Source organism: Streptomyces sp. NPDC051662, from assembly GCF_040681655.1.
GTDB lineage: Bacteria > Actinomycetota > Actinomycetes > Streptomycetales > Streptomycetaceae > Streptomyces.
This window is the reverse complement of sequence record NZ_JBFAZD010000004.1, coordinates 245,347-260,090: the sequence shown is the minus strand read 5'-3', so window position 1 is coordinate 260,090 and position 14,744 is coordinate 245,347. Positions and strand designations below refer to the sequence as shown.

At 69.0% G+C, this 14,744-nt stretch carries 14 protein-coding genes; 8 read left to right on the top strand and 6 right to left on the bottom strand.

All coding sequences use genetic code 11. From position 1 onward, the window contains the following. Positions 1–584 precede the first annotated feature (584 nt). Both AB0M67_RS08860 and AB0M67_RS08855 read right to left on the bottom strand, forming a co-directional pair. Positions 585–674 carry a hypothetical protein gene (locus AB0M67_RS08860; RefSeq protein ID WP_365744471.1) on the bottom strand — a complete coding sequence of 30 codons (90 nt, stop codon included), beginning with the start codon at positions 672–674 and terminating at the stop codon, positions 585–587. Further along, positions 655–1,206 (bottom strand): pentapeptide repeat-containing protein, encoded by a 552-nt coding sequence (locus tag AB0M67_RS08855; RefSeq protein WP_365744469.1) that lies wholly within the window; start codon positions 1,204–1,206, stop codon positions 655–657. Before AB0M67_RS08855 ends, AB0M67_RS08860 begins: the two co-directional genes overlap by 20 nt. A 1,155-nt stretch (positions 1,207–2,361) precedes the next feature. On the opposite strand from AB0M67_RS08855, the gene AB0M67_RS08850 reads away from it, so the two are divergent. After that, the gene (locus tag AB0M67_RS08850) at positions 2,362–2,823 is read left to right on the top strand and encodes a hypothetical protein (protein ID WP_365744124.1); all 462 of its coding nucleotides are present in this window, start codon (positions 2,362–2,364) and stop codon (positions 2,821–2,823) included. A gap of 83 nt (positions 2,824–2,906) precedes the next feature. On the opposite strand, the gene AB0M67_RS08845 is transcribed toward AB0M67_RS08850, so the two are convergent. Further along, positions 2,907–3,374 (bottom strand): hypothetical protein, encoded by a 468-nt coding sequence (locus AB0M67_RS08845; RefSeq protein ID WP_365744122.1) that lies wholly within the window; start codon positions 3,372–3,374, stop codon positions 2,907–2,909. Between the two features lie 182 nt (positions 3,375–3,556). On the opposite strand from AB0M67_RS08845, the gene AB0M67_RS08840 reads away from it, so the two are divergent. The 3 genes from AB0M67_RS08840 to AB0M67_RS08830 all read left to right on the top strand — a co-directional run bounded on the left by AB0M67_RS08840 (position 3,557) and on the right by AB0M67_RS08830 (position 5,576). Next, positions 3,557–4,150, top strand: coding sequence for a GNAT family protein (locus AB0M67_RS08840; RefSeq protein WP_365744120.1), 594 nt, complete (start codon positions 3,557–3,559; stop codon positions 4,148–4,150). 271 nt (positions 4,151–4,421) lie between these two features. Beyond that, the gene (locus tag AB0M67_RS08835) at positions 4,422–4,844 is read left to right on the top strand and encodes a hypothetical protein (protein WP_365744118.1); all 423 of its coding nucleotides are present in this window, start codon (positions 4,422–4,424) and stop codon (positions 4,842–4,844) included. 219 nt (positions 4,845–5,063) lie between these two features. Then, a complete protein-coding gene (locus AB0M67_RS08830; RefSeq protein WP_365744116.1) occupies positions 5,064–5,576 on the top strand; it encodes a hypothetical protein in 513 nt (170 codons plus the stop codon). Between the two features lie 184 nt (positions 5,577–5,760). Here AB0M67_RS08830 and AB0M67_RS08825 read toward each other — a convergent pair whose 3' ends face one another. Continuing rightward, the gene (locus AB0M67_RS08825; protein ID WP_365744114.1) at positions 5,761–7,290 is read right to left on the bottom strand and encodes a trypsin-like peptidase domain-containing protein; all 1,530 of its coding nucleotides are present in this window, start codon (positions 7,288–7,290) and stop codon (positions 5,761–5,763) included. 216 nt (positions 7,291–7,506) lie between these two features. On the opposite strand from AB0M67_RS08825, the gene AB0M67_RS08820 reads away from it, so the two are divergent. The 3 genes from AB0M67_RS08820 to AB0M67_RS08810 all read left to right on the top strand — a co-directional run bounded on the left by AB0M67_RS08820 (position 7,507) and on the right by AB0M67_RS08810 (position 10,440). After that, complete coding sequence (locus AB0M67_RS08820; RefSeq protein ID WP_365744112.1) at positions 7,507–8,412, top strand: glycerophosphodiester phosphodiesterase; 906 nt, start codon at positions 7,507–7,509, stop codon at positions 8,410–8,412. 161 nt (positions 8,413–8,573) lie between these two features. Continuing rightward, positions 8,574–9,173 (top strand): ATP-binding protein, encoded by a 600-nt coding sequence (locus tag AB0M67_RS08815; protein ID WP_365744110.1) that lies wholly within the window; start codon positions 8,574–8,576, stop codon positions 9,171–9,173. 301 nt (positions 9,174–9,474) lie between these two features. Continuing rightward, complete coding sequence (locus tag AB0M67_RS08810; RefSeq protein WP_365744108.1) at positions 9,475–10,440, top strand: DUF5926 family protein; 966 nt, start codon at positions 9,475–9,477, stop codon at positions 10,438–10,440. 204 nt (positions 10,441–10,644) lie between these two features. Here the strand turns inward: AB0M67_RS08810 and AB0M67_RS08805 are convergent, their stop codons facing one another. Both AB0M67_RS08805 and AB0M67_RS08800 read right to left on the bottom strand, forming a co-directional pair. Further along, positions 10,645–11,112: a hypothetical protein gene (locus AB0M67_RS08805; protein WP_365744106.1), complete on the bottom strand. Its 468-nt coding sequence runs from the start codon at positions 11,110–11,112 to the stop codon at positions 10,645–10,647. A gap of 633 nt (positions 11,113–11,745) precedes the next feature. Beyond that, positions 11,746–12,429: a bifunctional DNA primase/polymerase gene (locus AB0M67_RS08800; protein ID WP_249951530.1), complete on the bottom strand. Its 684-nt coding sequence runs from the start codon at positions 12,427–12,429 to the stop codon at positions 11,746–11,748. 627 nt (positions 12,430–13,056) lie between these two features. Between AB0M67_RS08800 and AB0M67_RS08795 the strand changes: the two genes are divergently transcribed. Beyond that, positions 13,057–14,676, top strand: coding sequence for a PP2C family protein-serine/threonine phosphatase (locus AB0M67_RS08795; protein ID WP_365744103.1), 1,620 nt, complete (start codon positions 13,057–13,059; stop codon positions 14,674–14,676). The last annotated feature ends 68 nt before the right edge of the window (positions 14,677–14,744 follow it).

The window sequence follows — 14,744 nt, the reverse complement described above, 5'->3', positions numbered from 1 at the left end:
GATACTAAGGAAGGTCCTGGCCATCGATCAGTGGCCGTGCGATAAGGAGGGCGGACCTGTTGCAGGCGGAGTGGCGGCGCGAGAACGTGAGCGGGCTGTTGGGTGAGCCGCTCCTCTCCGCTAGGGCTAACGACACAGTCCGGCGAATGCGTTCCCGGTTCGATGTGTGCCGTCGTTCCGTGAGCGGCAGGGCACGGGGTTCCGTCTTGCCGATGTGGAGCGTGGCGCCCGTTGTCGACCGGTGCAGCCGGTCCTCTGCGAAGAATCGCCCTCTTCTCCAGCAGCAACACGGCGATGCCGTGGGAGGTGAATCGATCGGTACCCCTGCTGGCCCCCGGTGCTCGTAGAACTGCACGGCGAGGAAGATCCCGGCCGGTACGTGGTCGGCGTAACCGCCGTAGGTATCGAGCTTCAGGTTGTCCCACCCGGTCACCAGCTCACGTTGATGCCGGCTGTGCTCCCTCACATAGTTGGTCAGGTGCGTCGTCAACGCGCCCAGCAACACCCCCGCGACGGGCAGGAGTTGCTTGCCGGTCCCCCACCGCTGGGCACGCTCGGGTAAGCCAAGGGAAGAACAACTCGCCTTATGGCTCCTGCGCGGTGGCCCCCGGCAGTTGGGTTCCACCCAGAACGGCCTTACTCAGATCCACACCTTCAAGGAAAGTACCGGTCAGGTCGACGGCACTCAGATTGGTCCGGGTGAGATTGGCGGCCGGCGCCCTGACGCTTGGATCCCCGCTCAGGTCTGCCGCATAGAGGATGGCGCCGGTCAGATTGGGCGTCCGCCAGGTTCACACCGGACAACTTCGCATAGCCGAGTTTCGTTTCCTCCTCGCCTTCACCGCTACTCAGATCAGCACCACTCATATCCGCCGAAGTGAACTCCGAATTAAGGAAGTTCCCCCCGACCATCGTGGCCTTCTTGAGATTGGATGAAAGGAAGGTTGAATTCTCGAAATCGCCCGCCGTAAGGTCGGCTTCCGTAAGATCGCCATCGTCGAACCAAACGTCTGCAAACCTCCCTCCGAAGAGAGTGGCACGCGTGAGGTCGGCTTTACGTAAATCAGCACCCTCGAAGTTCAGTTCGTCCAATTCCGCTCCGCCCAGGTTGGTGCGCCGTAGGTCTATGACCCCTTCACCCTCCACTCCAGTGGGGCGGGCCCCCAATACGGTCAAGGCTGCCTGAACATCTTCGGGCGGCCTCATATCACCCTTCACCTTCTTTACTCCTTCTGAAGGCTCCGACAAACGCGCACGATCGCGAATATAGGCGGAAAGGACGCTGACGATCGCCGGTTGCTCACGTGTTCAGGAGCTGAAGGTCTGACAGCGTCGCGGCAGGCGGCCAGGGCTTCAAGGCAAGCCAGATGTGGGGGTACTTGATTCACCCACAGAGCGAAATGAGCGGCACTTACCTTACGCAACCACCAGGATCCCAGAAGCAGTCCTGTCCCGAATCCGAACAGGACCGACGGAAGTCCAGACCACCAGAACACGTGCTGAGGGGAGCAATCTGTCAGGAACGCCCACGTGGCGCACTTCTCGACCCCTATGTATGTCCCGGACCCAAGCGTCGAGAACAGGACGTCACTGATAGTGGGCAGGAATTGGAACCCATTGTTGATGTGTGGCACGAGCAGCAGCCATGCCCATAAGAGAGAACCCAACAAAAACATCCCGCAAGGCACGCGGACGACCCACGTTCGGCGCCCCCATTCAAGTATGTGGAGTGCTCGATCCGCCTCGGCGAACCGTCGCCGAAACTCGTGCGGCGGCACCACGCTCGCAGCACCTTGATGGCGGCGCAGGGCGGTAGCCGCGCGCAGGGACTGATCGATCGCCTCCGTACGTGGCCTCACCAAGCGATACGGAGCCAGGGGTATCCGCCGCCCACTCCGCCGGTGTACGTCGTCGTATGCGGCGGAGCGAACCACCCAGCGCCATAAAGGGATCAGCACACCGAAAGCGAAGAGAACCCCTAAAAGCACTTGTACCGTATTTATCCAGGTAAGAAAGCCCACCGGTTTCTCCCTCCCTGTCGCTCCTTCTCCACACGCACAGAGCATGCATGCGGCAGCGCCTATACGTCACTGGCAACTGAGCTCAAGAACAGCCGACTTGGGCGCCGATGTCTCTATAAGGCCCAGCGGAAAGGCAGTCGTCGAGACGTGCCCGCGCCTGGTTCTCGTGGTCGGCAGCAGGACGCGTCCCAGTGCTACAGGGACCTCTCGTTGCCGCTTCCGGCGATACGCGGAGGGCGCGCCGCGCGTAGCCGTCCGGGGACTGCTGGACCCCCGCTCTGCGCCTACCGCTAGAGTGCGATGCTTGTTCGATTCGCCGGGGGGCGAAGGGGGAGGGGTTGTGAGCGCGCAACTGAGGGACGTCGCGGGTGAGTTGGCGGGGGTCTTGTGGCGGGAACACACCGTGTACCGGGAGCGGTCCGGCGGTGTGGTCATCCGGGGCGAGCATGTACGGCGCTGGATCAGCCTCGCTCCGGCGGGCGGCCGGGACGAGGTCCTCGTACGCGCGGGGCGCATCCTGGACGGCGGCACCACCGCTCCGGCGCGTTCGGAGGCCGTGGTCCCCCTCGCCGCCGGCACAAGTGTGCTCGCCGCGACCTGCCGTCGCCTGCTCGCCGAGACGGCGGCCGATGCGGCGCCGGCCGCGCCGGGACGGGCAGCGCCCGGACGTTCGAAGCGGTCCGGGAAGGCCGCCCGGCCCAAAAGCAGGGGGAAACACACCAGTTTCGCCTCATGGGTGATCCTCGCCTGCGTCGCGGGTGTGATCGCTCTGTACATCTACAGCACCGCGATGCGCGGCTAGCCAGTACTACTAGCGGCCGAAACCGGGGCCGTGGCCGGTGCCGAGGCCGGGGCCGAGGCCGAGGCCGAGGCCGACGGCGCACGTCACGTGTAGTAGGTGTCGAACGTTCCGATCCACGACGCCGCCAACGGCAGGACGCACACCTGCACGCCGACCGTGGTCCAGCACCGGCACAGGGCCGCGATCCCGGAGGTCCACCACGCCACCGTGCGCAGTGCGCTCACCACTCCGGCCTGATAGCCCTGCCCAGAGGGATCCGTCATGCCGGGGTACCCCATCCAGTCCTCCGTGAAGACGCCGTCCGACCCGAACACGATGGCCGCCGACACGAGCCACAGATCGACCAGGAGGGCCGACATGGCGAGCACCACGTCGAGACGCAGGTACGCGGGTGTCGGCACCAGCAGCCGTACCGCCGGGTGCCCCTGGCGCCGTACCCAGTGCCGCGGCCAGATACGTACCAGTACGACGAGGGCGTACACCAGCGCAGCGCCGGCCGCCGCCCACCCGACCAGGAAGGCGAACCCGAAGAAGAACATCCCGAAGCCCATGCCGGGCCAGATGCCGCACCGTGTCGAATGGTTCCCTCCGCATCGAGGGCCCCGTCCCCCCTCGCCACCGCGACAGGCCGACAGGTCAACACAGTTCGGTGCCGGCCGAGGCGTGGCGCCCCCCTGAACCCCACCGTCACAAACCTGTGGTCGCGGCCTCCAGCGGCCCGTAGCATCCGCCCGTGACTGAGGAAGCGATGGAAGAGCCGGCGGCGGAGACGATCCGGGAGCGGTGCTGGCGGGGAACGAAAGTCGGCTTCACACCTCTCGACGTCGATGACGCCGAGTTGATGCACCGGTGGCGGTCCGACCCGATAGCCGCGCACGAGATCGGTATCTGGCCCCAGCCTCTGTCCGGGCTCCGCGAACGCATAGAGCGCCACGTCGCCGACCAGGACCGCGACGACTTTGTCGTACTGCTCCCCGACGGTACGCCGATCGGCCACATCGCCCTCATGGACCAGGACATGGTCGACGGCACCGCCGACGTCTACCTTCTGATGGACCCGCGGCACCGCGGACAGGGGTACGGCGCGGACGCCCTCGACGCGCTGGTCGATCTGGCTTTCGGTGAACTACCGATGCACCGCGTGCAAGCGGTCACCCACACGGACAACGCCGCCGCGCTCGCCACCCTGGAAAGGTCGGGCTTCGCCCAGGAAGGCGTACGCCGCTCAGCATGTCTGCATCGGGGACGCCGTTACGACCTCGCGGTCCTGTCCTTGCTCCGCTCGGAGTGGGAGTCGCTGGCACGCCCCAGGTCCTGGGACCTCTGACCGAGGGCGGGACCGCGCCGACGCACGGCAGCACTCACGTGGCAGCCGCCGTCCGCGCGCAGGTGGAGCTCGCCGGTGAACGTACCGACGTGGACTGCTTCCAGCACTTCGACCGGAGCGCCGGTGGCGGGTGTGGCCCGTGCGGCCTCGTCGGCCGTTGCCCCTCATTACCTCGGTGGTAATCGACGTTCTGTGGGCCGTGCGGAAATCTGGACGAGTCGCAGCACCCGAGCATCCCAACCCCCTTCGCTTTCAAGGAGGTCACCGCCCCATGACCACGACCGAACCTCGTTCCTCGCCCCGTTCCCAGCAGGACGCACACCTCTGGCTGCGCCGCTTCCTCGCCCTCGACGCCGGGACCACGTTGATCAACGGTGTCGCCTACCTGGTGGCCTCCGAGCCGCTGGGGCGGCTGCTCGGGGTGGGCAGCGGACTGCTGTTCGGCCTCGGTGCCTTCCTGACCGCGTTCGCGGCGCTGGTGGGTTACCTGGCCGGGCGGCCGAAGCCGTCTGTACCGGCCGTGCTGGCGGTGGTCGAGGCCAACGCCGTCTGGGCGGTGCTCAGCATCGTCGCCCTGACGCTGTGGCTCGACGGGCCCAGCACCGCCGGCCAGGTCTGGATTCCGCTGCAGGCGGTCACGGTCGGCGGCTTCGCCGCCCTCCAGTACACCGCTCTGCGCCGCTCCCGGAGCTGACCCGATCGCATCGTGCGTCCCCGACGTCACGAGCTATGGCGGAGACCGCCTTGGCAATACTCCCGACGTCCATGACTTCGTACGCACAGTCGCACTGACTCGTCGCAACAGCTTGTCGCAACGGCTCGTCGCAACAGCTCGTCGCAGGGAAGCGGCAAGGAACCGGCAGGAAACCGGCAGGACTTGAACCGGCCAACCGACTCCTCATAGGTTTGGTTCATGGGACTCTTCGACAAGCTGACCGGAACCAAGCGTCCCGCCGACGGTGTCGCCCCGCGATCCGCCGCTGAGGTTCACGCGGCTGTGCTTGGCCTCAACCGTCCTGACGTCCCGTACGTGATCCGGGACGGCCGCGAGGAGGGCGCCGATCTGGTGGCCGAGTGGCGCATCCTGGATCCGGCCTGGCAGACCTTCTTCGTCCGCACACAGGTGAGCCGGGTGTTCCAGGTCCGTATGCGCCTGGTCCCGGAGAAGAACGAAGTCCGCTCTCTCGACCAGCAGTACGACGTCACGTGGGTCGGCGACACCCCCAGGCTGGCCATCGCGGCCGATGCCCAACGCGGCCAGGTGCAGACGGTCTCGAAGCGCTGGACGCTCGGCGGGGATGAGGACAGCGGCCTCAAAGCTCCCGAGACGTTCAGCTTCGACAGCTCCGACCTGAAGGACCCCCTGCAGGACACCGTCCTGGGCGCGGGGTGGACCTGGCGTGGAGTCGTCACCGGCAAGCTGTGAGGTTGGCGAGCCCCTGACTCGCCGGCCTCGGCAGGCGCCCGCCGGCACGCACGGAGGTCGGCGGCTGAGCGTGTCCCGCGCTCAGCCGCCGACCTCCGTGCCGCCGACCTCCGGCTTCCCGACCTCCGGCTTCCCGACCTCCGACCCCCGTCCAAGGGGCCGGTGACGCGTACGAGCCCGCCCGTCAGTTCTCGCCCTCGCGCTGGCCCAGAGTGACCTCGGTCGTGGACTCCTTGCCGTCGCGCTTGTAGGTCAGGGTGACCTTGTCGCCGGGACGGTGGGTCCAGATCTGGCCGATGAGGGTGGGGCCGCTGTCGATCGGCGTGCCGTTGAACTTGGTGATGATGTCCCCGGCCTTCAGACCCGCCTTCGCGGCCGGACCGTTCGCGACGACCGCGGGGCTGCCGCCCTCGTTGGCCGAGATCGCGGCGCCTTCGCCGCCCTCGGCCATCGAGACCGTGGCACCGATCACGGGGTAGACCGGCTTGCCCGTCTTGATGAGCTGATCGGCGACGTTCTTCGCCTGGTTGATCGGGATGGCGAAGCCCAGCCCGATGGAGCCCGCCTGGGACTGCCCCAGGCCGCCGCTGCCCGCCGACTGGATGGCCGAGTTGATACCGATGACCGCGCCCCGCGAATCCAGCAGCGGGCCACCGGAGTTGCCCGGGTTGATGGAGGCGTCGGTCTGGAGGGCGCTCATGTACGAGTTGCTGGCCCCGGAACCGTCACCCGAGGCGACCGGGCGGTTCTTGGCACTGATGATGCCGGTGGTGACCGTGTTGGACAGGCCGAACGGAGCGCCGATCGCGATCGTCGAGTCCCCGACCGCGACCTGCTCCGAGTTGGCGAGCGGGAGCGGAGTCAGACCGGAGGGCGCCTCCTTCAGCTTCACCACCGCCACGTCGTAGCCCTGGGCGCGGCCGACGACCTCGGCGTCGTACTTCTTGCCGTTGGAGAAGGTCGCCGTGAGGTCACCTCCGTTCGCCGCGGAGGCCACCACGTGGTTGTTGGTGAGGATGTGGCCCTCCTTGTCGTAGACGAAGCCGGTGCCCGTCCCGCCCTCGCCGTTCCCCTGTGCCTCGATGGTGACCACGCTCGGCAGCGACTTGGCGGCCACCGAGGCGACCGTACCGGCGTCACGCTTGACCTCCTTCGGGGCGTCCGCCGCGGAGACCGTCGTCGAACCGATCGAGCCGTCGTCGTTGCGCTCGGCCGCCCAGTAACCGATTCCGCCGCCCACCCCGCCCGCGATCAGCGCGGCCACGAGCACGCCGGTGATCAGCGCGCTCTGGCGCTTGCGCGGCGGTCGCGGCTCGTGTTCCGGCACCGGCGCGCCCCAGGCCGGAGCGCCGTTGCCCGCTCCGCCGTACGAGGGAAACTCGGGCGGCGGCGGAGGCCAGCCCGCGTCGGCCGCACGCGGCGGCGCGGCGGCGTGCTCCGGCACCGAACCGGGCTGCGTCGGAGCCGAAACCGGAGCCGGGGTCGGCGACTGCGACTGCGACTGCGGGGAGGGGTACTGGGGGGCGGGCTCGCGGAAATGGCCCGGCTGGTCGCCCGTCGGCGCCGCCGGATCATGCGCCGCCGGATCATGCGCCTTCGGCTCATGCGCGGCCCCGCGCGGAGCGGACGCGGGCGTGCCCTCGGGAGCGGCATCCGGCACGGGAGGTACGGACGGGTCGGCTGGGACCGCGTTGCCCTCGTTCTCAGTGCTCACAGCTCTTTCTCCTCGGTTCCACGTCGTCTTCGGCAAGAGTCCGCTGTGCAAGTGTCCGCGGTCAGCTTTTCCCACAGCACGTCAGGCCACTGTAAGCAGGACCTGTGCATCTGTCCGCCATCCTTTACTCCGGACAAAACGCTCGCACCCGGACCGACCTGCCGTGAGACACCAGCCGTTCACTCGTCTACCCCCTCACGATGACACCATGACGCGGTGACTCAAGCACGCCAGCACAGCATCCAGGTCGTCGCCCACCGCGGAGCCTCGGAGGACGCCCCCGAGCACACCCTGGCGGCGTACACGAAGGCCATCGAGGACGGCGCGGACGCACTTGAGTGCGATGTACGGCTCACCGCCGACGGTCATCTCGTCTGCGTCCACGACCGCCGGGTGAACCGCACCTCCAACGGCCGCGGCGCCGTCTCCGCCCTGGAACTCGCCGATCTCGCGACCCTCGACTTCGGCTCCTGGAAGGACAGCGAGGAGAGCCCGGACTGGCGGGACCCGGAGTTCACCTCCGTACTGACGCTGGAGCGCCTGCTCGAACTGATCGCGGACGCCGGCCGCCCCATCCAGCTGGCCATCGAGACCAAGCACCCCACTCGATGGGCCGGGCAGGTGGAGGAGCGGCTGCTGCAGCTGCTGAAGCGGTTCGGACTCGACGACCCCACGCGCGGCGGCCGGACCCCGGGTGCCCCCACGCGGGGTGGCCGCCTCCTGGGCGGTGCGTCACTGGGCGAGCCCTTCCGGGGCCGCTCCACGCCGGGCGGACCCGTTCCGGACGAATCGGCCGTACGGATCATGAGCTTCTCGGCGCGCTCACTGCACCGGATCGCCTCCGCCGCGCCCCAGCTGCCGACCGTCTATCTGATGCAGTTCGTCTCACCCCGGCTGCGCGACGGACGGCTCCCCGCCGGCGCCAGGATCGCCGGTCCCGGGATGCGGATCGTCCGTAACCACCCCGGCTATATCGCCCGACTGCACAGGGCGGGCCACCGTGTCCATGTCTGGACGGTGAATGAGCCGGAAGATGTCGATCTCTGCGTCCGCCTCGGGGTGGAGGCGATCATCACCAACCGCCCCAAACAGGTGCTGTCCCAGCTGGGCCGTCTTGCCTGACATCTCCCGACTCCGGCTCACAGACAGTGACGAAGAGTGCACCGGCGCGTTCGTTCCGTGTTCGAACGCGATGAGTGCGTCAATGGCCTTCCCCTGGCCGGTTTCCGGTCCAGGCCATTGGGGCATTCACACCGTGGCGTGGGGCAAAGGAGGTCTCGGGGGTGGCGTTTGTGGTGGCACAGGAAGTGCCCACGTCGTCGTGCATGGCCGTACCCCATGGCCCTGCGGGCGTGGGTGAAGCGCGACACCGGATGCGCGAGCAGTTGAGGCGCAGCGGGATGTCGGACTCGGTAGTGGACGACGCCGTACTGATCCTTTCCGAACTTCTCAGCAATGCCTGTCGACATGGCAGACCGCTGGGGCGCACGGAGATCGGTGACGGCGACATACGTGCCGCCTGGCGCGTCGACAAGGCGGGCCGGCTGACCGTGGAGGTGACGGACGGCGGTGGTCCTACGCGGCCCATCCCCGCCACCCCCTCGGTCACGGCACGCGGCGGGCGCGGGCTGAACATCATCACGGCCCTCGCCCAGGAGTGGGGGGTACGGGACAACGCCTCCGGTGAAGTCACGGTGTGGGTCATCGTTACGGATGGGCTCCGCCGCGACGATTTCGCTACGCGCGTCACATCCCCTCGACAGGCGCTGGAGAGGCGCGACGGCCTGGAGGAACTGGACGGGCTGGAGGGGCTGGACGCGCTGGAAGGCCTCGACGGCATGGACGGGCTGGGTCTCGCGAACGTCCTGGAGGACCGGGACTGACGTTGGACGTTGGACCGGACGGACCGAGGTCCGGGACCGACCGAGGCCCGGGGCTGGCGTCGGGCCGGGACCCGACGGACGCCCGGGACCGAAGGGGAACGCTCCGGACCGACAGAGAACGCTCGGGACCGACAGAGGCTCGGGGCCACCGGCGCGGACGTCGAGCCGGGAATGGCAGAGGTCCGGGACCGACAGAGGGCCCGCCTCGCCCGTTCGCGCGGCCGCATCGCGCCCCCGGCAATCCCCGTACGGCTAGGCTCGCGCCGACACCGCATCGCCGCTACCGGGAGAAAGCCACACCATGGCCAAGAAGCGCCCCCAGACGAAGGCCGCGAAGGCTCAGCTCAAGGACGGACCTATTCCGGTGGTGGGGGCCCGCGAGCCCTGCCCGTGCGGTTCGGGCCGTCGCTACAAGGCCTGCCATGGCCGGGCCGCCGCGCACGCCGTCACCGAGCTGGTCCAGCGCCCCTTCGAGGGCCTCGCCGGTGAGTGCGACTGGGTCGCGCTGCGCGAGCTGGTGCCCGCCGCGACCGCCGAGCTGACCCTGAAGGACGGACTGCCCGAGGGAGTTCCCTCCGTAACCCTCGCCACGGTCCTGCCGATGGCCTGGCCCGCGCTGCGCCGCGACGACGGCTCCGTACTGCTCGCGCTCCAGAACGACACCTCGTCCGGTGATCTGAGCCGCGACCTCGCCGACACGCTCCGGCGTGCGCTGACCGCGGAGCCCGGCAATCCGGTGGCCGCTCAGCGGGTACCCGCCGACGGACCGCGCCTCCAGGACCTGCTCGCCCCCGACGCCGCCTTCACGCCCGTCGTCCACTCCGGATTCGAGTTCTGGGTCCCGGACGCGCAGAACGCCTCGGCTGAGGTGACCGCTTCCCTGGAGCGCGCCAACGCCGCCGCCATCCCCACGGCGCTGCTCTCGGGGACGGACGCCGCGTACTGGTGCGAGACACCGGAGAAGAACCACCTCCGCTGGGTCATGCCGTACGCCGAGGAGAAGCTGCTCGACGCGCTCGCCCGGCTGCACGCCGCGGGCACATCAAGCCTTGGTGAGGGCACCCGGCTGGTCGGCTCCTTCCGGGCACATGGGCTCACGGTGCCGGTGTGGGACCTGCCGAGCGCGATGGGCGCGGAGGAGTGCGAGAAGCCCGCGGCGGAGTTCGCCGAGCGGCTCACCGCCGCGCTCGCCGTCGACGCGCCGCTGACCGGGGACGAACGCCGGGCGCGCGGCGGGCTCACCAACCGCCAGGTGACGCTGAGCTGACAGTCCCGACGGACTGTGACGCGTTCCACTGAAGTCGGTGACACCTGTCACAACTTCCTCTACCGGCAGGTAATTCATTGTCCGAATACACCGGATCGAATTTGCTAACCGCCGATCTCTTGTTACGGTTCTAGAAGCCCGGTCGCTGGTGCATCCCCCGTCGCCAGCGACCGGGCGTCCGCGTTCTCGGACGCCTCCGGTGTGTCAACGAGCCGCCGGAGCCGGCGGGTTGCTCCCCGATCTCAGCAGCAGCGGCTCGATCTCCGCACCGTCACCCTCGATCTCCCCATCGATCTGTCCCTCGTTCTCCGCGTCGTCGCTGCCGTTCCCACCGTTCGCGGGCGCGTTCGCGGGCGCGTTCGCGGGCGCGGAGAACTCCGCCACCGCCATGTAGGCGGAGTGCCCGCCCCGGGACAGTTCACGCGGTGTCTCACAGATCGCCGGTTCGTCGTCGGCGTCGACCGGGCAGCGGGTCTGTACGGTCCGTCCGTACGGCCCCATCAGGCTCAGTACGGCGAGCAGTTCGCCGCCCGTCTCATTGCGGTAGTAAGTACGCGCCCAGGTGTCGGGCCTGTGATCTCCGGGACGTGGCGAGGTCAGGACACAGGTCTGCGCCTCGATTCCCTCGGGAGAGACGACTTCGGGACCGCATCGTTCGGTCGTACGTGCCACAGCGTCCGTACCACGCGTGCCACGTGTACCACGCGCACCGGCGGTCACAGTGCTCCCGGCGCTCCCAGGGTTCGCGGACCCCTTAATTCCGGACACAGACGAAAGCCCAGTCTTCGCATCCGCAAGGACCCCGGCCGTTCCGCTCGCGGTTCCGCTCGCCGCGCCGCTCACGACTCCGCTCCCCGCGGCGCCCTCTCTGCCGCCCATCGTGCTCGTGCCGGCCGTCGCTCCCGCGCCGGACCGTGGGCCGTCCGCGGGGCCGGCGGAGGCGGCGAGCGGAAGCAATGCGGTGAACACCACTACGGCCGCGAGCCCGATCATGCGGAGATTCATGGTGGGGCCCACCTGTCACTGCCGGGGAATTGCTGACGGTGGGCCGAAGATATCGACGGAATGAGGTGCCCACGGACCGCGCGCGCCCAATTCCCCCGCAACTCGGCCTTACTCGCACCCGAACGAGTGACAGAGCGTGAACGCTCCCCGGTTCCCGGATCGCCGCGGTAGGGCCCGGCCCCGTCCCAGTCCAGTCCAGCTCCGGTCCGCCCCATCCCGGTCCGGATCAGACCGGGCGGAATCAGACCGGGCGGGATCAGACCGGGCGGGATCAGACCGGACCGGGGCGCGTAGGGCCGTTCAGTACGCGAGCCTGCTGCCGCCGTCCGGCGCGCTCGTACTCGCCTCCACGAGCGCGTCCACGACCGCCTCCACATCCGGCAGCCAAGGCGCCGCCGAACCCTCCAGAGGCGCCCGCTCCCAGCGCACCTGTCCGCCGGCCGCCTCGGACGGCGGCAGCACCAGATAGCCGCCCTCGCCGTGGAACCGCAGCGAACTGGGCACCCAGTCCTTGCTGTAGAGCAGCTCACCGAGTTGTTCGAGGCTGTACGGAGCCACCAGCAGCGACCAGCGGGTCGGGGTCGCGACAACCGGCCCCAGCCGCATGCCCATCCGGTCCAGCTCCACCAGCGCACGCGCGCCGGCGACGGCGGGCAGACTCACCGCGCACGGGGCGCTGCCGCCGGTCGCCAGCACGATCGGGGCCGTGGGGCGGTTGCCCCACCACCAGCGCACCATTCGCTCGTCGGTGGTCGCGGCGAGCAGCCCCGGATCGAAGGGGTGCGCGCCGGGCACGACGCATTCGAGGTCGGGGCAGGCGCAGCCGTGGCCGCGCGTCCCGCGTCCGCCGGCCGACTTGAGTCCGGCACCCGGCAGTACGGGCCATCTCCACGCGGTGGCGCAGGTGAGCGCCGCGTCGAGTTGGGCGGCCCTCCCCTTGCGCCGGAACCGGAGCCTGCGTCGCCTTCCGAGGATCTCGCGCATGAGCGCTCGTTCCTTTCCGTTGAACGCCGAGGTCCACATGACACTGACACCATGTGTGTGCATCACTTCACCGTGCGTACATTTCGACGCGTGGCCGCCCCTTGCCCGAGGCGTGAACAGACCGTCTCGGTCCGTGGTGCGTCGCACCGTCCCTGAACCGAACTCGGACTGTCTTCATTAAACGCGTGGCGAGGGGTGGCGTGCGCATGGCGCTTACTGTCCCGCTGCCGTACCGCTGTACTCTTCCCGCCACTCCGGGGGATGGGTGCGGGCTACGGCGGTTAAGACGCCCAAGCCCGTCGGCAGGTTCCGAGGCGGTCCCAACTGCCCCTGTCCGTCACCGTTTACGTACCCATCACGTTCGGAATGACGCTCCACACGGGTCGTACTCGAACTCAGCACTGAAGGAATCCCAGTTGAGCGCCCTCAGTCGACCGCAAAACCACATCACCAGGGTCATTTTTTGGCCAAGTTCAGCGTCTCGCAGACACCCGTCACTCCCCTAGGACAATGCTGGACATCACATCAGCTGTACGTGTAGATGTGGATCTATTGATAGCTGCGCAGAATGACATGGGGGTTTGCGATGCTATTGGGTGAAATGCACCGTCCCGAAAGTCGGCTGCTATGAGCGCTCCACACATGCCGAAAGTGGCTGGAATCAACTCTGCGGTCCCTGCCCCCACACAGACTGCCTCGCCCCTCGACACCCTTCCGGCCGCGCCGGGCGCACTGATTCAGGACCGGCTGGCGGGCTGGGTCTCCGATCTCACCACCCTCCATGAACTCACCGAAGGCCTGGCCAGGACCCGTTCCCTGGACGGCGCGCTCCATGAACTGCTGCGCGCCGGCGCCGCCCTGGTCGGCGCGCGGCGAGGTCTGGCCCTGTTCGAACCGGCCGACGGTCTCGGTCCCGTCACCACCCTCGGGCTCGGACTCAGTCACGCCGACCTCGGCCTGCTGGAGACCGTGCCGCGCCGCGCCACCTCGTACGGCAGATTCCTCGACGATCCCGACGACCCCGGCCGCCCCGACCGCCCCAACAGCCCCGGCGGACCGGCCGAATCCGCCGAACCGACCGGACCGGTGTCTGTCCCCGATCTGCTCGCCGACACGGGTGCGGATGCGGGTGCTGGTGCGGCTACAGGTACAAGTACGGATCCAGCTGCGGGTACAGGTACGGATACAGGTACGGCGGACCCGCGCCAGCGCGAGGTGGCGGCCCGGCTGGGCCTGGGCGCCAGTTACGCCGTACCGCTGCTGGCCGGTGGGACCGGGTGCGACCCCCGTACGGCCACGGCGCCTCCGGGCGGGCCCTCTCGGCCCTCTCGGCCCGCGAAACTCGGCGCCGCCGTCTGGTTGTACGACGAACCCACCGAGCCGACCGAACGGCAGCGCCATCTGATCGGCCTCTACGTCCGTTACGCCGGCGAACACCTCGCCCGCCTGCTGGAGCTGGAACGGGCCCGCGCCCATGTGACCGCCCTCACCCGCGAGCTGCTGCCCGGCCGACTGCCCCGGATGCCCGGCGTGCGGCTCGCCGTACGCCATCGCACCACGGCGGCCGGCGGGGGCGACTGGTACGACGCGCTGCCCCTCCCCGAGGGCGCCCTCAGCCTCGCCGTCGGCTCGGTCAGCGGCTCCGGGCCCGGCGCGATGGCCGCGACGGGACGGCTGCGCGCCGCCCTGCGGGCGTACGCCGTGATGGAGGGCGAGGACCCCATCGCCGTCCTGTCCGATCTGGAGCTGCTGCTACGGCTGACCGAGCCCGCGCGTACGGCCACGGCGCTCTTCGCATACGCCGAACCCGCCCGGCGCACGCTCGTACTTGCCGGAGCCGGGCACGCGCCCCCGCTGGTGGTCGGAGACCGGCGCACCGAGTTCGTCGAGACGTCGCTCTCCGCGCCGCTCGGGATGCTCTCCTGCTGGCAGGCGCCGAGCGTGGAGCTGGTGACCGCCCCCGGAGAAACGGTGCTGCTCTATACGGACGGGCTGCTGCGACGTACGGGCGAGCCCATGGACCGGGCCTTCGCCCGGCTGGAGACGGCCGCCGCGAGCGTCCCCACGACCGCCAGGGACGATCCGGGAGCGGTCGCCGACCACGTCCTGCGGGCCCTGCTGCCCGCCGGTCCCTCGGGGCCCACCGGAGCGGGGACGGCCGGACCGGGGACGGCCGGTCTCATGGAGCCGCCTCATCCCCGGGAACCGGGCGAGGACTTCGTACTGCTCGCCGCCCGCTTTGAGTGATCATGACGGATTCCTCACAGAGAGCCGGAGCCTTCCTCTCCTCGCACATACGATGGAAAAGATGGTCC